This window comes from Spiroplasma endosymbiont of Cleonymus obscurus, from assembly GCF_964273375.1.
Lineage (GTDB): Bacteria > Bacillota_I > Bacilli_A > Mycoplasmatales > VBWQ01 > Spiroplasma_E.
The window spans coordinates 780,001-805,209 of sequence record NZ_CAXWWA010000002.1 but is presented as its reverse complement, the minus strand read 5'-3'; the positions used below and the strand labels follow the sequence as shown (position 1 = coordinate 805,209).

The window sequence follows — 25,209 nt, the reverse complement described above, 5'->3', positions numbered from 1 at the left end:
TTAAAAAGTAAATGAGTTTTTTTGTTTTTAGAAAGGAAGATTAAAAGAAATGGCTAAAGATAAAAATATCGTTAATGAAACAATTGATTATTTACCAATGATTTTTGGTGGATTGGGTGCTGGATTAGGAGCAATTGATGGTCTTTCATGAACAAATCCACTACCTGTTACCGACATTGCGATTGGTGCTGTAGCCGGAGGAATAGCGGGTTATCAAATTAAAAAATCCATAAAACATAAAGATAAAAATAAAACTAAAGTTGGAACATCATTAATTTGTGGTGCTGGTGCTGGTGTATTAAATGCAATATTAAATCCAGAAGCATCATTAATGAATACATTAGAAGCAACTGCTGGTGGTATTGTAATTGCTAAAGGTGGCAAATATATTGTTGATAAAGGTAGTAATTATGTAAAATCTAGACCAGAATATCAAATATTGAAACAAGGATATAAAATCAAGAAAAAAGTAAATAAAATTCAAGATTTTTCTTCAATAAAAAAAGAAGCAAATTCACTAAATTCACAAAAAAAATCTTCAACAAATCAATATAAATTAAAACTAATGTAAACTGATCAATAGTAAATTAAAACATTAAAACATTATTTAGGAATGAAAATATAATTGATATTCAATTTAACTCATTCCTTTTTAAGTGTTGAAATTCAAATATAAAAGAAATATAATAACACTTTGGAGTGATGAAAGATGAAAAGAAAATTAAGTTACAAAAAAATGCTAGCAACAGTTGGTGTATTAACTGTTGTATTACCAATGTCTTTAAGTATTGCATCATGTGCAATAAAAGAAAAACAAAAAAATAATGATCAAAAAATAGTAAATGCAATTAATCAAACTAATTATTCACTTGATAATATTATAATTAATAGTACTATAGATGAATTAAAAACAAACATTAGTTCAGAATTTATTAAAAATTCATTAGATGAAATTAATCAAAAAAATTTTAATAATGATTTATTTTCATTAAATAAAATTATAAATGAAAAAAATGAAGAAATTAATAATAATGATTTTAAAAAAATAGGACTTATTAATGCAAAAATTAATTATAATTATGGAAAAATTAAAAATCAATTTGTTGATTTAAAAATCAGTGTAAAATATTCAGATAAACAAATTGTTGATGCTATTAGTGAAACTACATATACAGTTAATATAACAATGAAAGATAGCTTAGAATCTATCAATAAAAAAATTAATAAATCTGAATTTATTAAAAATGAAATAAAAAATAATGATATTAAAAATGCTTTTAAATTCGAAGATTTTAAATTTAATAAAATTATTAATAATGGAGAAGATTTAAAACAAGAAGATTTAGATAAATGAGGTACAATTAATGCTAAAATCATTTTTAATTATGGAGAAATTAAAAATAAAGAAACTTTATTAATAATTAATATTAATGCTTCTTCTGAAAAAATTGTTGATGCTATTAATGAAACAAAATATACAAAAAAAGTTAATTTTCAAAGTTCAGTAATGGAATTAAATGATTCAATTAATGCTGAATTTATTAAAAATTCATTAATTTCTGAAATTAAAAATTCTTTTAAAAATAATTTATTTTCATTAAACAAAATTACTAATAATAAAGAAATTGATTTAAAAGATGAAGACTTCACAGTTAGTGGTTCTATTGATGCAAAAATTAATTATAATTATGATTCATTTAAAAATTTAACTACTAATCTAAGAACCTGTTTAAAATCTTTTCAATAAAATTGAAATAAAGGCAAGAACAACCATTTGTAAGCTAGTATTTAATTTTTTTTCACAATTTTTTCATAATCTTCTGCATTTTTCTAATCATGAAAAACTTCGTTCTACAACTCATCTTTTTGGTAATACTACAAAAGAATGTAATTCATTACGTTTTATAACTTCAACATTTGCATTTATAATTGTTTTAATTTTAGAAGCAAATTTTCCACCAGTATAACCAGCATCTACTAGTATTTTTTGAACTGCAGAAAGATTCTCTTTTTCATTTTCAATCATTATTATAGCACTGTTACGATCTGTTTTTTCTGCTGTGGTTATGTAAATTGCATGTGGTAAACCTTGAGAATCAACAGCAATATGACGCTTTATTCCTGAAATCTTTTTACCAGCATCATAACCTTTATTTTCAGTAGTATCTGTATTTTTAACACTTTGTGAATCAATTATACAAAAACTAGTTTGTTCTTTTCTACCATTATTGATACGAAATGCCATGACTAATTTTTTTTAAAACTAATTGTAATACACTAGGTTCTTTACCATTATTTTTACTTCAAACTTGAAAATAATAATATACAATTTGTCATTTTGGAAAATCTTTTGGTAACATTCTTCATTGACAACCACTTTTTAATACATATAAAACTGCACAAAATACTTCATATAAATCTAAGCTTCTTGGTTTAGTTCTCTTTTTAGTATTTTCTAAAATTGATTTTATATTTTCAAATTGCTCTTTGCTAACATTACTAGGATAATTTTTACGCATATATACCTCTTATCTTAAAATATATAATCATTTTACCCTATTTCTCTAAAAGATTTTAAACAGGTTCTAACAATTATCATAGGTGAAGGTCAAATTTCTAATAAATATAAATTAAATGATGGAAAAATAAATAAATTTCTTCAAATCTCAGATAGTATAATATTTGCTGCAACAGAGAACGGAAATATTTGAGAGATTGATTTTACTAATAATACAAAAATCAATAAATATCAATTAAATGAAGAACGTATAAATAGTTTAATTAAAGCATCAAATGGTAAAGTATATGTTGGTACAATAACAAATACAATTTGAGAAATTGATTTAGAAACTGAAACTGCAGAAAAGAAATTCATTGGATTTGGTGATAAGTATGATTCTAAAACTTTAATTGAAGGTTCAAAAGATAAGTTATATGTTGGTACTGGTATTGGTAATGTTTATGAATTAGATATTAATACTGGTAATACTAAAAAATATCGTTTTGACGATTGAGGTGATGTAAATGCCCTAGTTAAAATTACAGAAAATAAAATATACGCTGGCACTAGTGAAGGAAAATTATGAGAAATTGATTTAGAAACTAAAACCCATAAATTAAAATATGATTTTAAAAATAAAAGTAATATTATTTTTGATATTAAAGCACTATCTGATACTGAATTAATATTAGCAACAGAAGACAAAATTTATCAGTATGATTTAATCAAAAATGAAATAACAGAAAAAATTAATTTGAAAGATGGTAAAATTTTTTCTTTATCAATAGAAGATTTAAATAACAAAATATATGCTACCACTGATAATAATAATGTTTATGAACATGATTCAAGCTTTAGTCAAGTAAAAAACAAATATGAATTAAATGCTTCAGTATATTCATCATTAATAGTTGATAAAAAACTATTTGCTGGAACAATTACAAATGTATGAGAATTAGATATTGAATAATTTTTATACAGTAAATAAAAAACATATATTTAAAAAGGTGTGTAACATATATTACGCGCCTTTTTTTCGTTTTATTTTTTTAGATTTATATCACTTATTATAACTTAATATATGATTTTTTTTTGTTTTTTTCTTAATACTAATAATAAAATAATACTCGTTAAAAAAATACCAATAACAGCACCAGCGATTGAAATAATAAAACGTATTAAAATTTGTTGAGGAGTTAAAAAGTATCCTGACAAATAAAATAATGATAAAACAAAAGCAAATGGAATACTATATGTAAATTGATCTAATTGATGTAATTTTAACTTATATGTAATAAAGGTTATAATAAAAGTAAATATGATTAAATTTAAACTAGAAAGTACCATTATTCAAAAAGGTAATTTAAAAGTAAAAGTAAAATCAGTACTAGTAGTAAAAAAAAGAATAATTCCTGGAATTAATACTTGTATTATTAAATAGCCAACACTTATCAAAAACTTAGTTCTTGGAAATGTATTTTCACTATTATTTTCAAAATTAACTTCTTGGTTTTTATTTTCCATACTTATCCTCTTCTATAATATAATTCTGGAATGGCAACCCTTTTTAGGACTATTTTTTGGTAGACATTTTTTCATGATATTTAACTGGAGTTAGGTAGTTTAAAGTGCTGTGGATTCGTATGTTGTTGTATCAATTGATATAATCAAATAATTCTAATTTTAATTGGATTAATGATGTAAAATTTTTATCATTAATAAATTCAGTTTTGAAAGTTTTGAAAGTTGCTTCAGCAACAGCATTATCATAAGGACAACCTTTTTTGCTTAAAGAACGGGTAATATTGAATGCTAATAAAAGTTTATCAATAGTTTTATTATTGAATTCATTACCGCGATCACTATGAAATATTTGAATATCTTTTAAACAGCGATTTGATTGCATAAATGCTTGATATACTAATGATGCATCTTTTTTAGTACCTACACACTATGTCCAATAATTTCGCGGTTAAATAGGTCGATTAATAAGCAAATATAGTTTCACTTACCATTAACTTGAACATAAGTTAAATCACTAACAATAACTTCATTTTTAAGCCTATTATTAAAGTTTCTATTCACAAGATTGCTTATTTGGCTATCATTGACTTTGTTATGATGATTTTTAAATGATAATTTAGTGTATTTTGATATTAAATTATGCTGATTCATAATTTCTTTAATTTTTTTGCGTGATAAATAAATTTCTTTATTTTCTAGACTGACTTTTAATCTTCTTGTTCCATAAACTTCTTTATTTTGTTTAAAAGCACTAATAACAGCTTCATCATACATATTATTTTTGATTTTATCTTCTTTTTTCTTTAAATTAAAATAATATGTTGATTTAGAAAGTTTTAAAAAACGACAAATTGGACGAATTTTATATTTAGATTTATTATTTGTAATAATCTCTACTTTCTGCCTATTATTAGTGCTGCTTGCTTTAAAATATCATTCTCCATTCTTAATTGTTTTAATTCTTTATTTGCTTGAATTAATTGTTTTTCTAAATCCGAAAGATTATCTTTAGTTTTAAAACTGCCTGAATTTGTAAATTGCTTAATTCATTTATAAGTAGCTGCTCTTGTAACGTTGTATTCTTTAGCAAGGCAAGATACTGATTTGCCATTTTGATATAAAGATACTATTTGTTTTTTAAATTCATCATTATATGAGTTAATATTGACCATAATTATATTTCCTTTCTTTTAACTAATTTGTTCACTTGTCTACGTAATTAGTGTCCAATAAAGTGTAACCCATCCATAATTAAAGTTGTCGTTTTTAGTTTTATTTCTGGTAAGGCAAAAGGGTTATTTTTATTTTTTTCATCATGTTTAACATTAGCATATAAATGAGTAATTAAATCGTGCTCATAAAACAATAATCAATAACGTAATTGACCTGGATTTAGTACATCAATTGCACAATCTATATTAGTGGTTTCTTGTAAATACTGATTAAAATCAATACCAGATTGACTATTAGCAAAATTAGTAAAACCAGAAAGCTTAGTTGATAAAGGATTAATATTATAAATATTTAAATATTGTCTTGAAGAACTATCAACTTTATCATTTACTATTCTTTGTAATAAATAAATAGTATGTTCTTCAGATTGATATGTTTTTAATGGTTGATTTGAAATAGGTGTTACCTTTTCTTCTTGTGGAACAAGATTATCATCAACACGCTGATATATTCATTTATCTTCACTAACATTAGCAGTAATAACAGCTTCTGATTTAATTTGACTAAAAGCAATCATTTGTAAATTACTATTTTTTTCATCATTAATAAAATATTGATGAATTAATGAAGAATTAACTTCTTTTTCATTAATAACTTGAATGTCTGGCATAGAACTATTAATAGTAAGTGTTTCTTGTCTTAAAACAGTACTACCATCACTATCGTTTCATTTAACATTATATATAGTGGGCTTATTTTTACTATAATCTTGGTTTAAAATAGCATAGTCAAAAGTTTTATTACTATTAGTTTTAACATTTTTTTTCATTTCTCTGTTTTCATTATTAATAGAAATTTCTAATCCTGATTTTTTAAAAGGAGGATGCACATAAAAAACAAATATTTCATTACTAAAACTATCCTTAGTATTTGCAAATGGTCCAATTGGAAATATTTTAGCACGCGTTTCAAAATTAGATTTTTGAAAATTAGTACTTGGTTGTAAATTATATGGAACTTCCATTAAAGTATTAATGTCACTTGCTTCATATATTGTTGCAAAAAGTCCTGCATCAATACTTTCTTTAATTGTTTGATGATATTGTAAAATTAAATTATTACTTTTTTCATTAAAAGTATGACCAAAAGCACCCGCAGTAAGAAAACCTTGTGCATTTTTAAAATAACTACTATTATCATTAATAATACTTTTTAATTGACTATAACCTTGATCATTAATAATATCATTGGTTTCAATATTACTATGTGTTCAATCATTATTAATAATTTGATCATAACTATCAAAATTAACATTTAATGGTGTACTTTTAACATTATTATATAAATATTGTGAATCATTATTTCAAGATTTAATACTATTAACTAAGTTACGATTTGATGACTTAACAGTAATATGAAAGCCGCTAACTTTACTATTACTAGTTTGATGATTTTTATTATTAAAACTAATACTTAATACTGAGGTTACTAATAAACTGCTAGCACTAAGTAATAAAATTAATTTTTGTTTAAATTGTTTCATAATATTTCCTTATAAATTTAATATTTAAAAGTTATTAAATTACTATTATTTATTTTTATCTAGCAATTATGTAATTAGTATATCAATTCTTTTAAAAATATGATATATATTATTTACACGAGAAATATATATTTAAGATCTAAAATACCTACAAGATCTATCACAAATATTAATATTATATTAAGTTTCTTTAATTGAAAATACTTATCCCTAATTCAATTAAATATAAAATTAGCAGTTACTACTTGAAACTGCTAATTTTATTTGTTAGTATATTAATATGATTAGCAATCAAGTAATTATAGTGCTAAAAAGAGGAGTGACATTATGCAATTAAATGAAATCCCTAACTATAGTAATGATCCTAAAATTCTTGATAAATTTGCTCGTAATCTAATTGTACAAGCTAAAACAGGAAAAATGGATCCTATTATTGGACGTGATGAAGATATTCGTAAAGTAGAAGAAATACTCTCACGAAAAACTAAAAACAACCCCGTCTTAATCGGTTTACCTGGTATTGGTAAGACTGCTATTATTGAAGGTTTAGCCCAACGTATTGTTCGTGGTGATGTTCCTAGTAACTTAAAAGATAAAATTATTTATGAACTAGATATGGGAGCACTAATTGCTGGCGCTAAATTCCAAGGTGAGTTTGAAGAACGATTAAAAGCGGTTATTAACCAAATTAAAAATTCTAATGGAAAAATTATTTTATTTATTGATGAACTACATTTAATTGTTGGTGCTGGTAGAACACAAGGTTCAATGGATGCTTCTAATTTACTAAAACCAATGTTAGCACGTGGTGAACTACGTTGTATTGGTGCCACAACACTTGACGAATATCGTCAATACATTGAAAAAGATGCAGCCCTTGAACGAAGATTTCGTAAGATGATTATTAAAGAACCAACAACAGAAGATACAACTGCTATCTTACGTGGTTTAAAAGAACGTTTTGAAGCTTATCATGGTGTAAAAATTCATGATAGTGCATTAAGAGAAGCTGTGTATCTATCTAATAAATATATTAATGATCGTTACTTACCTGATAAAGCAATTGACTTAATTGATGAAGCTTGTGCTAGTATTAAAACTGAAATTGCTTCGGTTCCTAGTGATTTAGATGATATAAGAAGAAAAGTCTTACAATTAAAAATTGAACAAGCAGCCTTAAGCAAAGAAAAAGATGAAAACTCGCAAACAAGACTAATTGAAGTCGATAAACAATTAAAAACTAAAAAAAATACTTTACAACAATTAGAAGATAAATGAATCAAAGAAAAGTCAGCATTAGACCATATTACTAGTTTAAAAAATAAATTAGAAAATGCTAAATCAGAATTAGAATTGTATCAATTATCAGGTAATTTTACAAAAGCTGGTGAACTACAATATAGTATTATTCCCAACTTAGAAAAAGAACTTAAAGATAGTGAAAATATAAAAAAAGATAATCCTTTACTACGTGAAGATGTTACTAGTGAAGATATTGCAAAAGTTGTTGCAAAATGAACTGGTATTCCTGTTACTCGTTTATTAGCAACTGAAAAAGAAAAATTATTAAAATTACCCTTAACTTTAAATACGAGAATTAAAGGTCAAAGTAATGCCCTACAGTTGGTAAGCGATGCTTTAATTAGAGCTCGTGCTGACATTAAAGATCCCAATCGCCCAATTGGTTCATTTATTTTCTTGGGTCCAACCGGTGTTGGAAAAACTGAAGTTGCTAGAACCTTAGCTGATATTTTATTTGATAGCGAAAAAAATATGGTTCGTATTGATATGTCAGAATTTATGGAAAAACACGCAGTTAGCAAATTACTAGGTTCACCTCCTGGCTATGTTGGTTATGAAAACGGTGGACAATTAACCGAAAAAGTAAGAAGAAATCCTTATAGTATCATTCTTTTTGATGAAATCGAAAAAGCCCATCCTGAAGTATTAAATATTTTATTACAAATTCTTGATGAAGGTAGAATTACAGACAGTCATGGTCTCTTAATTGACTTTAAAAACACAATAATTATTATGACTTCAAATCTTGGTTCACAAGAACTATTAAGTGGTAAAGATAACAGCAAAGAGCAAGTAAATATCTTAAAAAAATCATTTCGACCAGAATTTATTAATCGAATTGATGAAATTGTTATCTTCAATCCATTAAGTAAAAAAGTAATAACAGAAATTATTATTAAAGAATTAGATACTTTATTATTGCGATTAAGACAAGAAAAAAATTTACAATTATCTTATGAATCAAAAGTAGTTAATAAAATACTAAAAGATGCTTATGATGAAGAATATGGCGCACGACCGATTAAACGCTATATTCAACACTATATTGAAACTATTATCGCACAAGCTATTATTAAAGAAGAACTAATACCCCACAAACGAATGGTAATTACTATCAATAAAGACAATATGTTTATTCTCAGTAAAAAAATAAAATTCAATTAAGTCTTGATATTATTACACTCTCAGTTATAATTATATAAGTATTGGCATTCAATGTTAATGAATGCTAAAAAAGGTGGTGAACAATGTTAAGTAACAGACAATCACAAATTTTAAAAATCATTGTTGAAAAATATATTAAAACAGGATTACCAATTGGTAGCAAAACTATTTTAGAAAATAATAACAATATTAATTTTTCTAGTGCTACTATTCGTAATGAATGTGTTGAATTAGAAACATTAGGATTATTAGAAAAAGCACATAGCTCTAGTGGTCGTATTCCTTCAACAAAAGGTTATCGCTATTATGTTGATAATTTAATGAATATGGGTGAACATCAAGAACTAGAAATCTTGAAGAAAAAAATAGCAGAAGTATTTAATAACCGTAACTTAGTAATTACCGAAGTATTAAATAAAACTAGTAGTATTTTAAGTGAAATGACTAATTTGATTAGTATTGTTACTGGTCCTAATATTAATGAAGATACTTTAAAAAAAATTGAATTAATACCGATTAGTAATGATAATGCTTTAACAATTTGTATTACTAGTAATGGTCATGTTCAAAACAAAATGTTTAATATTCAAGAAACATCATTAACCGATTTATCAATTGCCATTGATATTTTTAACACCAGATTAATTGGTACTAAAATTAGTGAAATTAGTGAGAAAGTAAATTTATTAAAACCAATCCTTGAACAACAAGTACAAAAATCAGAATATATTATTCAAGGATTTGTTAACACTTTAATTAATTTCTCACGACCACTATCAACAACACACGGTGTTCAATATATGTTAGAAAATCCTGAATTTAATGATATTAATAAGGTTAAAACAATTATTAAATTCATTGAATCACAATCACCATGAATGTATTTTGATGAATTAAATAATAATCAACTACAAATTAAAATTGGTGAAGAACTGGGTAATGAAAATAACGATATGGCAATGATTACTACTACTTTTAAAGTTCATGATGGTGAACAAGGACAAATTGCAATTGTTGGACCTAAACGTTTAGAATATGAAAAACTAACTGAAATTCTAAATTGGATTAATCAAACATTGATTAAAAACTTTAAATAGAAATGAGATGATAAAATGACAAAAGCTAAAAAAGATAACATTGATAAAGTATCAGCAACAGAAACTAAAGCTACAACTATTTCAACTCCTGTTACTGAAACACCAGTAAGTGTCGAAGAAGAAAAAATATCATTAAATAAAGAAATCGAATTAGAAACAAAAATTAAAGAATTAACAACAGAACTTAATAAAATTAATTCACAACAAAAGCAATTAATGCTAGCTACTAGATTAAATACCATTAAAGAATTAGAAATTCAAAATAAAGAACACATTAAATATGCTAACCAAAAAATTATTAAAGATTTAGTTCATACTTTATTAAATTTCCAACGAGCACTAAACTTTAAAACTGATAATGCAGCTGTTCAAAATTTCCTAGTTGGTTTTAAATTTATCTATGAAGAATTAATTAAAGCACTTGGTAAAGAAGGTTTAAAAGAAATTACTGCTAAAGTTGGAGATCAATTTAATTCTCACCAACATGAGGCAGTAGAAATTATTAATGATAATACAAACAATGCTTATCAAAATGTAAAAAATAATACTATTGTTGAAGTTATAGCTAATGGTTATGAATTGCATAATCGTGTCATTAGCACTACTAAAGTTAAAGTTTTTCAAACTAAAGAAGAAAAAACAGAAACAAAGAAAAATTAAGGAGTGAAAATATTATGTCTACAAATAAAACAACAAATAAAGAAATCATTTTAGGAATCGATCTAGGAACAACTAATTCATGTGTTGCCGTAATGGAAGGTGATAAGCCAAAAGTTATTGAAAATGCCGAAGGTGGAAGAACAACACCATCAGTTGTTGCTTACAAAGATGGTCAAATTATGGTTGGTGAAGTTGCTAAACGTCAAGCTATTACTGATCCAGATAATACTGTTAGTTCAATTAAAAGAATTATGGGAACTAAAGAAACAGTTAAAGCCGCTACTAAAACACGTAAACCAGAAGAAGTATCTGCAGAAATTTTACGCACTATTAAAACTTTTGCTGAATCAAAATTAGGTAAAAAAATATCAAAAGCAGTTATTACTGTTCCTGCTTACTTTAACAATGAACAACGTGAAGCTACTAAAAATGCAGGAATTATTGCAGGATTAAAAGTAGAAAGAATTATTAACGAACCAACTGCTGCTGCCATCGCTTATGGTTTAGACAAACAAGATAAAGATCACAAAATTTTAGTATTTGACTTAGGTGGTGGAACATTTGACGTTTCAGTTCTAGAATTAGCAGGTGGAACATTTGAAGTATTATCAACTAGTGGTGATAACAAACTTGGTGGTGACGACTTTGATGCCTTAATTGTTCAACATTTAGTTAGTGAATTCAAAAAAAGTAATGGTGTTGACTTATCAAAAGATAAAATGGCAATGCAACGTTTAAAAGATGCTGCTGAAAAAGCAAAAAAAGACTTATCAGGAGTAGTACAAGCTGATATTTCATTACCATTTATTTCAATGAATGCCTCAGGTCCATTACATTTAAATGAAAAATTAACACGTGCCAAATTTAATGAACTAACAAAATCACTAGTTGAAAGAACTATTGCTCCTGTTCGTGATGCCTTAAAAGAAGCTAAATTAAGCAAAAATGAAATTGATGAAGTTATTTTAGTTGGTGGTTCAACAAGAATCCCAGCTGTGCAAGAAGTTATTAAAAACGAAATTGGTAAAGAACCACATCGTGGTGTTAACCCTGATGAAGTAGTAGCTTTAGGTGCTGCTATTCAAGGAGGAGTATTATCGGGTGATGTTACTGACGTTTTACTATTAGATGTAACTCCTTTATCATTAGGTATTGAAACTTTAGGAGGAGTAATGACGCCATTAATCTCTCGTAATACTACTGTTCCTACTAAAAAGTCACAAGTTTTTTCAACTGCTGAAGATAATCAACCCGCTGTTGATATTAGTGTTTTACAAGGAGAACGTCCACTAGCCAAAGATAATCATTCACTGGGTCGTTTCCAATTAAGTGGTATCGAACCAGCACCAAGAGGTGTTCCACAAATTGAAGTTACTTTTGATATCGATGTTAATGGTATTGTATCTGTTAGTGCTAAAGATCTAAAAACTAATAAAGAACAAAAAATTACTATTAGCAATAGTGGTACTTTAAGTAAAGACGAAATTGAAAAAATGGTACAAGATGCTGAAAAGAATCGTGAAAACGATGAAAAACATAAAGAAGAAATTGAATTATCTAATCAAGCACAAGCCTATATTTATGATATTGATAAAATGACTGCTGAAGTTACTAAATCAGCAAAAGAAGGCGAAGCAGAAAATCCACAAATTGCTGAAATGAAAAAACTACGTGATGACTTACAAAAATCACTAGATGAAAAAAAATATGATGATTTAAAAGAAAAACTAGAACAATTAAAACAAGCATTTGCTGCTGCACAACAATTTATGAACCAACAAAAACAAGAACCAACAGATCATATTAAAAAAGATGATAATAAAAATGATGATGTTATTGATGTTGACGCAACAACTAAATAAAATAATTAGAGGTGGACAAAATGGCAAGTAAAAAACGTGATTATTATGAAATTCTAGGAGTTTCACGTAATTCTACTCCAGATGAAATTAAGAAAGCGTTTCGTACGCTTGCAAAAAAATATCATCCCGATTCACCAAGTGGTGGTGATGAAGCTCGATTTAAAGAAATAAGTGAAGCTTATCAAGTTTTATCTGATACTAATGAAAGAGCAAAATATGATCAATTTGGTCATGATATGCCCGGAGTTGGTAGTTCTTCTGGTTTCGGTGGCTTTGGTGGTTTCGGTGACTTTAGTTCGGCATTTGGTGACTTATTTGGTGGTAATAGAAGACAACAACAACGCTATAATGGTAAAACACCAGGTGATAATATCCTAACAAAAGTTGAAATTAGTTATCGTGATGTATTCTTTGGCAAAAAAATGACCATTAGTATTAACATTGATGTTGCTTGTAAGGATTGTAAAGAAACTGGTGCTAGAACTCCTAATGATATTAGTACATGTGATAAATGTAAAGGTAAAGGAGTTCTTGAATATGTTCAACAATCACCATTAGGTATGTTTAGACATCAAGGTGTTTGCAACCAATGTCAAGGACTTGGTAAAATTATTCGTCAAAAATGTTTAAAATGCAAAGGACATCGCTATTATATTGAAAATCAAAAATTAGAATTTGATATTCCTCGCAGTATTTTTGATGGTCAACAAATTAGAATTAAAGGTAAAGGTAAAATTGGTCATAATGGTGGTACTCAAGGCGATTTATTTGTTGGTATTAATATTAAGCGACACGCTTTCTTAGATCGTCAAGGTAGTGATATGTATATTAAATTACCAGTATCTTACTTAGATATTATTTTGGGAAATATTATTATGATTCCTACCTTTGAAGGAATAATTAAACATAAATTACCATTAGGACTACAATACGGTGACAAAATTACTTTAAAAAATCAGGGATTCTATTACCCTAATAGTAGTAAACGTGGTGACTTACATGTTATTCTTGATATACAAATGCCTAATAAAGTTACTAAAACAGAGCAAGAAAAATTATGAAATATTAATAACGAAACTAAATTTGATCCAAATGAAGATTTTGTTAATAGTGCAATAAAAAGAATTTAATAAATTAATATATAAAAAATAAGAACATATGTTCTTATTTTTTATATATTAATTTTTTCACTTTATTAATTGGAACTTTTTTACCGATATAACACATTACACAACTAGTTTCATTTAAATATTTGTAATAATCTTCATTAGAGTGAAACCTTTGTCATTGTTTTACTTCTCATATTGGTATGTCGGTAATATTAATTACTACAACATTAAAATACAACGGACTTAATAATCATAATAAATGAAATAAATAATTTATATCACTATTAATATTTTTAAATAATAAATCACAAATAAACAATGCTGTCATCATATATCAAAACCCAATTTCTGCTAAATAATTAGGGTGACGACAATCTTTTCATAAACCATAATTAATAAAAAAAAATCATGTTTTTTCTTTAAGGAAAATCTAAACTTTTGTCAATCTGCAATTGTCTCAATAACTAAAAATAAAATAGCAAGCATAATAAAAATAAGTAAGTAATTATTAAATGTACTATTAAAATAAACAATATCAAGACTTAATGCAAAAACCGTAGGAATACTAATCATAAAAACTGAAATTCCTTGTAAAATTGAAAAAATACTAAATTTTCAAAAATTAATAATAATTTTATCAAAACGATATTCAACCTTATGTTTAATAATTTTTAATAATAAAAAACTACCTAATCTTAGAGCTCAAATATTATAAAGAACAAACAACGAAATTTGGACAGGACTAAAATTTTGCTTTCACGCAACGATGATCACACTTAAACAAATAAAACTTAAACAATAAATAATATCAGTTAAAATAGCAGTTTTAAAAATAAAAGATATCATAAAGAAAATAAAATTAATAGTTAATGATATTAAAAATATTCAAAGTATAATATAAAAATCCATAATAAATACCCCTCTAAATTATATTAAATATATTTCAATTATAACAACTAATGAAATAAGTTTAATAACTTAGATTTAAATTTTAATTTTGTACAAAAATATATTTAAAATATATATTTTAAATATATAATTCAATTATAAACTTACATAATATAAGTTTATAATTAACTTTAGTTTTAAAGTAATTGAATTTTTAATTTTAAAAAAATAAAGGGGAATTAAAATTATGCCATCAATAACTGAAATAGTTAATATATATTACACACAAGATTTATTAAAAGAAAGAGAAAAAAATTGGATGGGTTACACTTTATTGGACACTAATTACGTAGACAAGTGAACAAATTAGATGTTAATAAAATAAATGCTAATGATACACAAAATAAACAAAATTCAACAAACAAAGATAATAGTTATTGTAGTATTTCATAATTTGTTATTAATACAAATATACAAAAATAGTTAATTGCATTTATTTTTAAAAACACTAAAATGTAGTTAACTTCTTAAATTTAAGAAGTTATTGGAAAAAATAAAAAGGGGGTTTTCATAATGAAAACATTATTAACAGCAGTAAGTCTTTTAACATTTGCAACAACCACAGGAAATTTAGCAAGTTTCTTAAACTCAACTATACAAAAAAATAATATTACAACTAACTATATTCAAAATAAAACTCAACAAGACACAATTTATATTGACAAAGATGGCAAACAAATAACAACTAGTGAAAAAGACTTATCAAAGATAAATAGTAAAGAAATTATTCAAATTGGATTTTATAAAAATATATTAGGAGAAATTCAAGTTGTTAGAATGCCAAGAACAATTGAAAAAGTACCTGACAAATTACCACCAGAAATCACATCTTTAAAAAATATGTTTACAGGTGCAACCTCATCAATCAAGACCTTTCAACATGAGATACTTCCAATATAACAAATATGAATTTTACATTTAATGGAGCCACTTCATTTAATAGTAATATTACTAATTGAAATGTTTCTAATGTAAAAAGTACTTTTGTTATGTTTGCAAATGCAACTTCATTCAATCAAGACCTTTCAACATGAAATGTATCTAAGAACCTGTTTAAAATCTTTTTTGATTAATTTTTAATAAGAAGAACATTATGATAGTTATTTTATAATAAAAAATAGATTTTTAGTCGATAAGTCATCAAATGATAAAATCTTTTTAACGAAAAAATGAAAAAGAAAATAAAATGTTAATTAAATACCTACTTATAAATTATTATTCCTTGTTTTAGTTAAATTTTATTAAAAAGATTTTAAACAGGTTCTAATATAAACCGTTTTAGTCTTATGTTTTATGGTGCAACCTCATCAATCAAAACATTTCAAATTGAATTACTTCTAATGCAGTATATATGAATTTTATGTTTTATGGTGCTAAAAAATTTAACCAAGACCTTTCAAAATGAAATGTAAATAAAGTAAGAGAACATAGTAACTTTGCAAATTATTCAGGAATTACTAATCCTAATAAATTACCAAAATTTAAAAATAATATTATAACAATATATTAATTAATATATTACTGATTTTTCTTGCCTTGTATATTAATACTTAAAGTGTTAATATTAAGATGGATAGAAAATATTTCCAAGTTTTGGATTAATATTATCATTCCTAAAATTTATAGAAACTATTATTAATCCAAAATATCCTTTTAATTTATTACATATATATAAAGAAGGTGTTTAAAATGAAAAATTTAATTACTGCCCTAAGTGTTTTAACACTTGGTACAACTGTAGGAAATTTAAGTAGTAACTTAAAGACTAATCAAAAAACAGAAGCTGTTAATACTATTTTAAACCAAGATATAAAAAAAGTAAGTAATGTTGATTTATCTAATATTACTGCTGAAAATAACGTTTGAAAATATTTAACAAAAAATAACGTAGCAACATATGCAGGCGGCGAAAACTATTGTCAATATTATTTTGCTTACCATGTTATTGGATTAAATCATGATACATTACATAAAAATTAAATAATGCGATTGGTTTGGGAATAGGAGCAGTCTCTGCTGTCCTAGGTGTTGCCTTACCAGCATTAGCTCCAATAATTGGTGCAGTTGCAGCAATATTAATTGCACAATGATACATATGACAAATTTCTGACTATGATAATGGTAATGGAGTTGTTATTGATATGGTTGGTTTAACACCAACATGAATCGTTAATGTTTCATCACAATAAAAAAATAATAATACTTAAATTTATTAAAAACAGACCTATGAAATAGGTCTGTTTTTAATAAATTTATTTTTAATATAACATAAAGTTTAAACGACATAATTAACATTTTTCACTGATTTATCGCTTTCAATAATTTTTTTAGCATCTGCTAATTTAATGGCTACCATTTTCGTAATTCCTTGATTTTGCATAGTTGTCCCATATAATACATCACAATTTTCCATTGTGCCTGGACGATGAGTAACAATAATAAATTGTGTATATTGTGAAAAACTACGAACATATCTAGCAAAACGCTCTAAATTTGCTGGATCCAATGGTGCTTCAACCTCATCTAATATTGTCAATGGCAACGGCTTGACTTTTAAAATAGCAAATAATACTGCTAATGCAACTAATGATTTTTCACCACCTGATAATAAGTTTAAATTACTAATTCTTTTACCAGGAGGATTAGCAAGCACTTCCACACCTGTATTTAAAATATCATCAGGTGATGTATATCGTAAACTACAAGTTCCTCCACCAAATAAAGTTTGAAATGTTTCGGGCAATACCATATTAATAGCTTTGATTGTTTCATCAAATTGCGTTACCATAACATTATCCATTTCATCAATGGCTGTTAACAACGATTGTGATGCTAATTGTAATTCATCATGTTTAGTTTTTAAACGTAAATAACGTTCATTTTCATTTTCAAATTCTTCAATAGCATTAATATTTACAAATCCTAAATCTTCAATTTCACTACGTAATTGTTGTACCAAATTACGTGCTTGTTGTTCATCTGCTAATGGTTCACTATAATGTTCTCTAGCATATTCATAAGTTAAATTATAAGTTTCAACTAAACGTCTTAAATGTTGTTCTACTTTTGACTCCATTTTTACTTGTTCAAGCTTTTGATTATTTAATTTATCACTAGTCATAAAATGTTCTTGATTTAAACTATATAATTCATTTTCTAAATTTTGCATTTGTTCTAATAATTGATGTTTCTGTTTACGAATTAATTGTAGTTGACTTTTTATTGTTGCTTGATCATATTTAGAATTTTCATATTGAATAAAAATATCATTTAATTGGTTTGTAGTATCAATATCTAATTTTTTACCAGTTAATGTTTGATATTGAGTAGTTAATAATTGTGATTGATTAGTGATTTCACTAATTTCACTAATCAGTTTATTTATTGTTAAAGTAATTGTCAACTTTTGACCTTGATAATTATTTAATTCGCTTTCAATACTTGTTCTTTGGACATTTATATTAACTAATTGTTGTTCTAATGATTTAATTTCTTCTTTTAATTCAGAAACTATTAACTTTTCTTTAAAAACATTAATACTATTTTGATGTTGATAACCTCCAACAATAGCACCACCAGCTTTAATTAATTGACCATCTAAAGTTACACATTGGTATTTAGCAGCAATTAATTGTGAAATAACTCTTGCGCTTTCTAAGTCTTCACAAATAATAGTACGACCTAAAAGAAAATTAATAATCGGCTGAATTCTATTATCAACTGCTGTAACTAAATGATGAGCAAAACTTAAATAACCTGATTTACTATTAACAATAATTTTATCTTCTTTAGTCGCTGTTCGAACTTGAATTGAATTTAAAGGTAAAAAAGTGGCAATTCCCGCTTTATTTTGTTTTAAAAATTCAACAGCCTTGGTTGCATCTTTGTTAGTCGCCGTAACAATGTTTTTTAAAGTATTGCCCAATACTTTAACAATCGCTTCACTATAAAGATCGGGCACCGAAATTAAATCACTCACTACTCCAATGATGCCATATAGTTTATCTTTATTATTTAAAATTGTTTGAACACCCAAATATTTTTGATTTTGTCGTTGTTGATAATTAATTACCGATTCTAATTGTGCTTTTTTTTCACCTAAACCACGATGAATATTATTTTGTCCTAAAATTAAATCTTGATGTTGAACATTTAGTTCTTCAAATAAATTATTAATTTTATCAAAATTTTCTTGTTCTTTTTTTTGTAAAAAAGTTTTTTGTTCAATAATAGTAAGCAAAGTTTCAATTTCATTTTTTAATTTTTCAACTTCTGTTTGATCTTTTATTTCACTTTGTTTTGTTTTCATTAACGATTTTTGTTGTTCTAAAACTTGCAATAAACTATTAACATTAGATAAATTCATTTCTAAACTATTAATGTTTTTATCTAAATCATAACTTTTATTTTTTAAAAATTTTAATTGTTGTTCATTCTTACTAATATTTAAATTAAGTTGTTGTTGTAAAATTTCATTATCATTTATACTGAATGTTGTAAGTTTTAATTGATTATGATATGTCTCCAAATCTTTAACAATAATAGTAATTTCATATTTTTTTAAATTATCACGTAATTCAACATAAGTTTTAGCTTTCTGTGCTTGTTTTGCTAATGGTTCAATTTTTCTACTTATTTCACTAATAATATCATTAACTCGAACTAAATTTTCATTAGTACGCTCTAATTTACGTAATGACTCTTCTTTCCTCTTTTTGTATTTTGAAACACCCGCAGCCTCTTCAAATAAAGTTCTTCTTTCTTCTGGCTTAGAATCAGCAAATCGTGAAACATTACCTTGACTAATAATTGCAAGTGAACCTTTAGTTAAACCTGTACCCATAATAATTTCTTGTACATCTTTTAAACGAACACGAGCTTTATTAATGTAATATTGATTTTCTGAACTATTACGAAAAGTTTTTCTAGTAATTTGTACTTCATTAAAATCAACTTTAAATATTTTATTAGTATTATCAAAAACTAAAGTAACTTGAGCACTATTTAATGGCTGTTTTCCTTTAGCACCATTAAAAATTATATCTTCACTATTTTCACCACGTAATGATTTAACTGATTGTTCACCTAAAACTCAACGAATAGCATCATTAATATTAGACTTCCCAGAACCATTAGGGCCAACAATACCTACAATATTAGTATCAAATTCTATTGTTAAAGGTTCTGCAAATGACTTAAAACCATATGCTTCGATTCTTTTTAAGAATGCCATCTTACCTCACCTATTTTAAAATATTAAAATATATATTTATATTTTACCATGAATCAGCTTAATATTTATTGTTAAGATTTAGCAGAAATATTACTTTATTTGCATTATTATTTGTTCTTTAATTGTTTTATAATAAAATTTATTAATTCACAAATAAAATAATGTAGTACTAATAATAGTACTAATAATTAACATTATAACTAAGATACTATTAATTCATAATGGAATTCCAATAATTGAATAATTAAAGTTGAGAATATTATAAGGATAAATAAAATTTTTAACATCATTTGCTTGTAAAATACCGGCTCTAATATAAATATAAGTTAGATAAATAATTGGATAAATAACTACTAATATAAATTGTTTTTTAATATTGATATTAAATTTATTTTTTCTAAACGTTAAAATTAAAAAAATAATCATCAATATTGGTGATACTAAATGATCTAAAAAGGAACAAAATAAAGATAAATTATTCAATTTTCAAAATCAATTAAGTTCTAAATCTAACTTTGAAACACTATCAATAAATATCCCCGCTCAAAAAATAAGGGCAGTAATAGTTATGTATATTGTGTTAAATTAATTTGACTATAAATATTAGTGAATCTATTTGTCTGCTCTTTTTGATGATAAATTAAAGAAAATAAAAATCAAATATTAACAATAAATATTGTTTGAGAAGACCAAAATGATAACATTACATCAAAGTTTTGCAATACTATAGAATTATAAAAATTATCTGGGAGATTGTCAAATCTTATCAGGTGTAGAATGTATAGGATTTGATTTTAATTCAAAATAATAAGGTAATAATAATTTATAGGTCATCGGTAATGTTTAGTAATCTGTGTAACTTACAAAAATAACTATGTTTAATTAATTCTAGTAAATATAATTAAATGACTAGAAAGAGTGAGTTACAGATGGCTAAAAAAGATAACTTTAATAATAATGATCCAATATCAAAAGCAGTAGATTTATTATTAGAAAATACTGAAGATTTAACAACAGTTTTTAAAGAAGGGGGTTTATATAAAGAATTAACAAAACGTTTAGTTGAAAAAATGTTGAATTCTGAGATGCAAAATTATTTAGGATATGAAAAAAATCAACATAGTAATAGTGACAATGCTCGTAATGGTATAAGTTCAAAAAAATTAATAACTCAACAAGGTAAAATTGAGATTGATGTACCACGAGATCGTAATAGTAATTTTACTCCTGTAATAGTGCCAAAAAGACAGAGAAGATTTGATGGTTTTGATCAACAAGTTCTTTCCTTATATGCAAAAGGTATGACATTATCAGATATTAGAATGCAGTTACAAGAGTTATATCAGGGTGCTGATATTAGTGAAAGTATTATTAGTCAAATTACTGATGATGTGATTGATGATGTCAAAGCATGACAAAATAGACCATTAGAAGGCATTTATCCCATTGTTTATTTTGATTGTATAGTAGTTAAAGTACGACAAGATAAACGCATTATTAACAAATCAGTTTATATAGCTTTAGGTGTTGATTTAGAAGGTAAAAAAGATGTTTTAGGTTTATGAATTAGTGAAAATGAAGGCGCTAAATTTTGATTAGCAAATTTCACAGAAATGAAAAATCGTGGCTTAAATGATATTCTTATTGCCTGCAGTGATAATTTAACAGGCATGTCAGAAGCAATACAATCAGTTTATCTTAAAACAGAACATCAATTATGCATAGTTCATCAAATTAGAAATAGTTTGAAATATGTCTCATATAAGCATAGAAAATCTCTAGTTGCAGATTTAAAACCAATTTATACTGCATGTAGTGAAGAACAAGCAATGCAGGCTTTAGAATCCTTTGAAAATAAGTGAAATAAACACTATCCTCAAATTGCTAAATCTTGATATAAAAATTGAGATAATTTAATGGTTTTTATTAGTTATCCTGCAGAAATTAAAAGAGTGATTTATACAACAAATGCTATTGAATCTGTAAATAGTCAATTACGAAAAATTATCAGAAATAAAAAAGTTTTTCCTAATGATATGGCAGTTTTTAAAATATTTTATTTAGCAATTGAAAATATAACAAAAAAATGAACAATGCCCATTCAAAATTGAAATACAGCAATTGCTCATTTTATGATAAAATTTGAAGATAGAATTAATCTAAACTAGTACTTTGTAAAACAAAGATACACAGATTACATAAAAGCCTCTAGTCATCATTTAAACCGTTATTAATAGACATGGTTGAATAAATATTTTTTGATAGCATTATAACTATTTGTTTTAATATTTTAACTTGTGGTAAATTTGTATAGTTAGGATAATCTAATTCTCATTGTTTAAATAAATTAGTAATAACTTCATTTGGTTTTTGTCCTTCAAACTTAGCACGAATTTTATCTAAATCATTCATTTCTTTTAAAACATTACTTAATGATGCACCATCAAAGTTTCTATTATAAGTATATGTATAAGTTAACATATCTAATAATACTTTTTGTAAACTATCAATTGGTGGTCTATCTTTTATTTCTAGTTCAACATCATGAAATTTATTTGTTGTAGAAATAAATAAATTATAGTCACTTACTAAAAATCATGACTCTAATTTTTTATCTTTTAATTCTAGTTCATCAGATAATGGTCATACTTTTGAATTTTTAGAAACATCATAACCAATTTTAGCATTAGTTACTCTTGCATTATTAATAATTTCTTTTCTTGTTTCTCTACCACCACCAATAGCAATTAAATCTAAAACTGATTTTTCTTGCCCTATAAATTGTTTTGCTAAATTTCAAGGTAATATTTGTTCACTAAATCATTGTTGTAATATTCTAACTTTTGGTTGAGTTTCAATAGGCATTGATAATAGCGGAAATGCTATCTTATCTTTGACAAATAACTTTGGGGGTATACCTCCCCCCCCATATTGTCGACTTCACCAAGTACCTTTATATTGCCAAAAATCATGCTTCTAGGTGCTTTAATTTTTAAACCAATAACTTTGGTGTCTTTATCTAGTGGTTTTTGTAATTTAATAATAATTGGATAACCATCTCTTGTTTTAAAGTCTTTAATTTTAATAATAGTAATACTTTTAGTACTTCTAGTTTTTGGATTTTGATAAGGTTCTGAATAATTATTAATAATATATAAATTATCAATATTATTTTCAGTTAATGGTTCATTTATACTAACTGCATATAACTTAAATTGATTTAATAAATTTATTTCTTGAAATATTAAATTTTTAATATCAGTCATACTATATTCAATTGTATTGTCATTAATATTAGTACTTGCTCTTTGATTTAATTGCATAGTAAAATCAGATGTTTCAACAGCAGTAGTTTTTAATACTTTATCAATATCAATAAAACCTATTTTAATAGTATTTGCTGAAAATCTTAAACTATTATTTTCATTATTTTTAAATAAACGTTCAATTTCATAAATATAAATTTTTCTTTTTTTAAATTCATCGTATGCTCTATTAATATCAGGGTCACTAGTAGCACTCATCATATTAGTAAAATCATAAGGAATATTATCAATTAAATAATCATTTTCTATTTCTGCTTGATTAAGTTTAGTTTGTTTCTGTGGAAACTTCGTTTGTGGTTTGTTGTTGTTTTCCATTGTTTTCTCCTATTAATTGGTTATTTTCTGGATTAAATAATTTTAATTTAACTGTTAAGTTATTAATTTCTTGTTCATCATTAATATTAAATGTTTTACTATTTAATAAATCTTTATCTAAACGTACTAATATTTGAATAAATTTAAGAATATCAATATTAAATTGTCATAATTTTTGTTCAATATAATTAATAGTTGAAATATTTACCGCTGTACTTTCGGGAACCGATTGTTGTGCTGATTTCTTTTGACTTGGTATATGAATACCACAACGTTTAAATATTTCATTAATATTTCAATCATATATATCAGTTAAATTTTTACCTTTAAAATTACTACTTGTCATATTAATATTTTCACTTTTTTCATTATTATCACCAGTAGTTTTTCAAATATAGTTGTTAGTAACTAATGTTCTTACGGCTTCATCCATTGTAGATTTAGCATTACCATAAGTTTGGTCAAAAATAAACTTTGGTGAATTTAAAATAGTATCTAAAACAATTTGTTCATAAATAACATCTAATGCTTTAATTTTATCCATTACTTTATTACAATCTGCTAACTCATTTGCTTTATTTCTCATAATTGCTATTGGAATATAATTAATATTTAATGTTTGTTCTTGTTCTAAATTAGGATTATTACTATATTCTTTAAAAGGTAAAGGAAATTGTTTTTTATTATCACTAATACTATAAATTGCACGATTAATAGTTACTTGTTCATTATTTAATTTATAAACTTCAAATAATCTTACTGTTTGTGCATTTTGTTGATAACTATCATAAAAAATAGTACATTGAATTAATTTACCAGTAATATCATAAATTCTTTGTTGTATATCTACTACTTGAAAATATAAATCATCATTAGCAATATAAATTAAATAACCACTAATTCCTAATTTGCTTAATTTAAAAATAGAATTTCAATTCTTTCTATAAAATTCTTGTTTAATTAAATATTGTTTAATAGTTTCATTATTAATATCCAATGGAGTATTATATAAATTAGCATTATTTTCAGCAACAAAATCAGTAAAATAAGTCTCATGATTAAAATCATTAAAACCAAAATAACTTAAAATAGAAATGTGTGTACTTTTATTTTCTAAAAAAATTAATTTAGATTTTTCTTCATTATTATTAATATTTGTTTTATCTTTTCTTGGTCAAAAAGGTTTCATTTTTTTCTCCTTTCTAAAATATTTGATTAATTTTTAAGACAATTTTTACTATAATAAATATAATATACTGTCCTTTCTTTTTAGAGATAAAAAAACCACTTACTTTCAAAAATAAAGTAAAGGGTTAAAAATTTATATTCTTTTAATATTATCGTAATAATACACTATTTTAAAATAGTGTTATAAATAATACTATTAATTCAATTTTTTATAAAAAGATAACTTTTAAAAACATATTTAAAAAATATTAATAATATTACTTAA

At 24.9% G+C, this 25,209-nt stretch carries 26 protein-coding genes and 1 pseudogene; 15 read left to right on the top strand and 12 right to left on the bottom strand.

Annotated features, from left to right (window positions below):
• Positions 1-49: 49 nt before the first annotated feature.
• Entirely contained in the window at positions 50-571 is a 522-nt protein-coding gene (locus ACI2WJ_RS05190; RefSeq protein ID WP_338957485.1) for a hypothetical protein, read from the top strand.
• Positions 572-709: 138 nt separating this feature from the next.
• A complete protein-coding gene (locus ACI2WJ_RS05185) occupies positions 710-1,747 on the top strand; it encodes a hypothetical protein (protein ID WP_400255046.1) in 1,038 nt (345 codons plus the stop codon).
• On the opposite strand, the gene ACI2WJ_RS05180 is transcribed toward ACI2WJ_RS05185, so the two are convergent.
• Both ACI2WJ_RS05180 and ACI2WJ_RS05175 read right to left on the bottom strand, forming a co-directional pair.
• Positions 1,730-2,519, bottom strand: a protein-coding gene (locus ACI2WJ_RS05180; protein ID WP_400255045.1) for an IS5 family transposase whose coding sequence is annotated in 2 segments (ribosomal slippage) — positions 1,730-2,257 and positions 2,259-2,519 — 789 coding nt in all. Because the reading frame shifts where the segments join, the coding sequence is not laid out codon by codon here. The two genes, ACI2WJ_RS05185 and ACI2WJ_RS05180, sit on opposite strands and share 18 nt — an antisense overlap.
• A gap of 32 nt (positions 2,520-2,551) precedes the next feature.
• Entirely contained in the window at positions 2,552-2,875 is a 324-nt protein-coding gene (locus tag ACI2WJ_RS05175) for a hypothetical protein (RefSeq protein ID WP_400255044.1), read from the bottom strand.
• 379 nt (positions 2,876-3,254) lie between these two features.
• Here ACI2WJ_RS05175 and ACI2WJ_RS05170 point away from each other — a divergent pair, with 379 nt between their 5' ends.
• Complete coding sequence (locus ACI2WJ_RS05170; protein WP_342257574.1) at positions 3,255-3,470, top strand: hypothetical protein; 216 nt, start codon at positions 3,255-3,257, stop codon at positions 3,468-3,470.
• Positions 3,471-3,574: 104 nt separating this feature from the next.
• Here the strand turns inward: ACI2WJ_RS05170 and ACI2WJ_RS05165 are convergent, their stop codons facing one another.
• From ACI2WJ_RS05165 to ACI2WJ_RS05155, 3 genes and pseudogenes are all read right to left on the bottom strand, one after another.
• Positions 3,575-4,024 (bottom strand): DxFTY motif-containing membrane protein, encoded by a 450-nt coding sequence (locus ACI2WJ_RS05165; protein WP_400255043.1) that lies wholly within the window; start codon positions 4,022-4,024, stop codon positions 3,575-3,577.
• Between the two features lie 49 nt (positions 4,025-4,073).
• A pseudogene (locus ACI2WJ_RS05160) lies at positions 4,074-5,196 on the bottom strand (IS3 family transposase).
• Positions 5,197-5,243: 47 nt separating this feature from the next.
• The gene (locus ACI2WJ_RS05155; RefSeq protein WP_400255042.1) at positions 5,244-6,740 is read right to left on the bottom strand and encodes a hypothetical protein; all 1,497 of its coding nucleotides are present in this window, start codon (positions 6,738-6,740) and stop codon (positions 5,244-5,246) included.
• A gap of 327 nt (positions 6,741-7,067) precedes the next feature.
• On the opposite strand from ACI2WJ_RS05155, the gene ACI2WJ_RS05150 reads away from it, so the two are divergent.
• The 5 genes from ACI2WJ_RS05150 to ACI2WJ_RS05130 all read left to right on the top strand — a co-directional run bounded on the left by ACI2WJ_RS05150 (position 7,068) and on the right by ACI2WJ_RS05130 (position 13,955).
• Positions 7,068-9,206 (top strand): ATP-dependent Clp protease ATP-binding subunit, encoded by a 2,139-nt coding sequence (locus ACI2WJ_RS05150; protein WP_400255041.1) that lies wholly within the window; start codon positions 7,068-7,070, stop codon positions 9,204-9,206.
• 83 nt (positions 9,207-9,289) lie between these two features.
• Positions 9,290-10,303 carry a heat-inducible transcriptional repressor HrcA gene (gene hrcA, locus ACI2WJ_RS05145; protein ID WP_252320996.1) on the top strand — a complete coding sequence of 338 codons (1,014 nt, stop codon included), beginning with the start codon at positions 9,290-9,292 and terminating at the stop codon, positions 10,301-10,303.
• Between the two features lie 15 nt (positions 10,304-10,318).
• Positions 10,319-10,963, top strand: a complete 645-nt coding sequence (locus ACI2WJ_RS05140) for a nucleotide exchange factor GrpE (protein ID WP_400255040.1) — start codon at positions 10,319-10,321, stop codon at positions 10,961-10,963.
• Between the two features lie 14 nt (positions 10,964-10,977).
• Positions 10,978-12,825: a molecular chaperone DnaK gene (gene dnaK / locus ACI2WJ_RS05135; RefSeq protein ID WP_400255039.1), complete on the top strand. Its 1,848-nt coding sequence runs from the start codon at positions 10,978-10,980 to the stop codon at positions 12,823-12,825.
• A gap of 20 nt (positions 12,826-12,845) precedes the next feature.
• Positions 12,846-13,955 carry a DnaJ C-terminal domain-containing protein gene (locus tag ACI2WJ_RS05130; RefSeq protein ID WP_400255038.1) on the top strand — a complete coding sequence of 370 codons (1,110 nt, stop codon included), beginning with the start codon at positions 12,846-12,848 and terminating at the stop codon, positions 13,953-13,955.
• A gap of 34 nt (positions 13,956-13,989) precedes the next feature.
• On the opposite strand, the gene ACI2WJ_RS05125 is transcribed toward ACI2WJ_RS05130, so the two are convergent.
• Positions 13,990-14,265: a hypothetical protein gene (locus ACI2WJ_RS05125; protein WP_400255037.1), complete on the bottom strand. Its 276-nt coding sequence runs from the start codon at positions 14,263-14,265 to the stop codon at positions 13,990-13,992.
• 20 nt (positions 14,266-14,285) lie between these two features.
• The gene (locus ACI2WJ_RS05120; RefSeq protein ID WP_400255036.1) at positions 14,286-14,843 is read right to left on the bottom strand and encodes a DUF1295 domain-containing protein; all 558 of its coding nucleotides are present in this window, start codon (positions 14,841-14,843) and stop codon (positions 14,286-14,288) included.
• Between the two features lie 226 nt (positions 14,844-15,069).
• Here ACI2WJ_RS05120 and ACI2WJ_RS05115 point away from each other — a divergent pair, with 226 nt between their 5' ends.
• From ACI2WJ_RS05115 to ACI2WJ_RS05090, 6 genes are all read left to right on the top strand, one after another.
• A complete protein-coding gene (locus tag ACI2WJ_RS05115; protein ID WP_400255035.1) occupies positions 15,070-15,192 on the top strand; it encodes a hypothetical protein in 123 nt (40 codons plus the stop codon).
• 203 nt (positions 15,193-15,395) lie between these two features.
• The gene (locus ACI2WJ_RS05110; RefSeq protein WP_400255034.1) at positions 15,396-15,782 is read left to right on the top strand and encodes a hypothetical protein; all 387 of its coding nucleotides are present in this window, start codon (positions 15,396-15,398) and stop codon (positions 15,780-15,782) included.
• Between the two features lie 5 nt (positions 15,783-15,787).
• Positions 15,788-15,955 (top strand): BspA family leucine-rich repeat surface protein, encoded by a 168-nt coding sequence (locus tag ACI2WJ_RS05105; protein ID WP_400255033.1) that lies wholly within the window; start codon positions 15,788-15,790, stop codon positions 15,953-15,955.
• A 278-nt stretch (positions 15,956-16,233) separates the two neighbouring features.
• A complete protein-coding gene (locus ACI2WJ_RS05100) occupies positions 16,234-16,392 on the top strand; it encodes a BspA family leucine-rich repeat surface protein (protein WP_400255032.1) in 159 nt (52 codons plus the stop codon).
• Between the two features lie 179 nt (positions 16,393-16,571).
• Positions 16,572-16,862, top strand: a complete 291-nt coding sequence (locus tag ACI2WJ_RS05095) for a hypothetical protein (RefSeq protein WP_400255031.1) — start codon at positions 16,572-16,574, stop codon at positions 16,860-16,862.
• Between the two features lie 14 nt (positions 16,863-16,876).
• A complete protein-coding gene (locus ACI2WJ_RS05090) occupies positions 16,877-17,071 on the top strand; it encodes a hypothetical protein (protein WP_400255030.1) in 195 nt (64 codons plus the stop codon).
• Between the two features lie 86 nt (positions 17,072-17,157).
• Here the strand turns inward: ACI2WJ_RS05090 and ACI2WJ_RS05085 are convergent, their stop codons facing one another.
• Entirely contained in the window at positions 17,158-20,115 is a 2,958-nt protein-coding gene (locus ACI2WJ_RS05085) for an AAA family ATPase (RefSeq protein ID WP_400255029.1), read from the bottom strand.
• A 90-nt stretch (positions 20,116-20,205) separates the two neighbouring features.
• Positions 20,206-20,541, bottom strand: a complete 336-nt coding sequence (locus tag ACI2WJ_RS05080; protein ID WP_400255028.1) for a hypothetical protein — start codon at positions 20,539-20,541, stop codon at positions 20,206-20,208.
• 503 nt (positions 20,542-21,044) lie between these two features.
• Here ACI2WJ_RS05080 and ACI2WJ_RS05075 point away from each other — a divergent pair.
• On the top strand, positions 21,045-22,283 hold the full coding sequence (locus ACI2WJ_RS05075; protein ID WP_400255244.1) for an IS256 family transposase: 1,239 nt from the start codon (positions 21,045-21,047) through the stop codon (positions 22,281-22,283).
• A gap of 40 nt (positions 22,284-22,323) precedes the next feature.
• Here ACI2WJ_RS05075 and ACI2WJ_RS05070 read toward each other — a convergent pair whose 3' ends face one another.
• Genes ACI2WJ_RS05070 through ACI2WJ_RS05060 form a run of 3 tightly spaced genes read right to left on the bottom strand, consistent with a single transcriptional unit; the run spans position 22,324 to position 24,945 of the window.
• The gene (locus tag ACI2WJ_RS05070; protein ID WP_400255027.1) at positions 22,324-22,980 is read right to left on the bottom strand and encodes a hypothetical protein; all 657 of its coding nucleotides are present in this window, start codon (positions 22,978-22,980) and stop codon (positions 22,324-22,326) included.
• A 17-nt stretch (positions 22,981-22,997) separates the two neighbouring features.
• Entirely contained in the window at positions 22,998-23,756 is a 759-nt protein-coding gene (locus ACI2WJ_RS05065; RefSeq protein WP_400255026.1) for a hypothetical protein, read from the bottom strand.
• Positions 23,707-24,945, bottom strand: coding sequence for a hypothetical protein (locus ACI2WJ_RS05060; protein WP_400255025.1), 1,239 nt, complete (start codon positions 24,943-24,945; stop codon positions 23,707-23,709). Before ACI2WJ_RS05060 ends, ACI2WJ_RS05065 begins: the two co-directional genes overlap by 50 nt.
• Between the last annotated feature and the right edge of the window lie 264 nt (positions 24,946-25,209).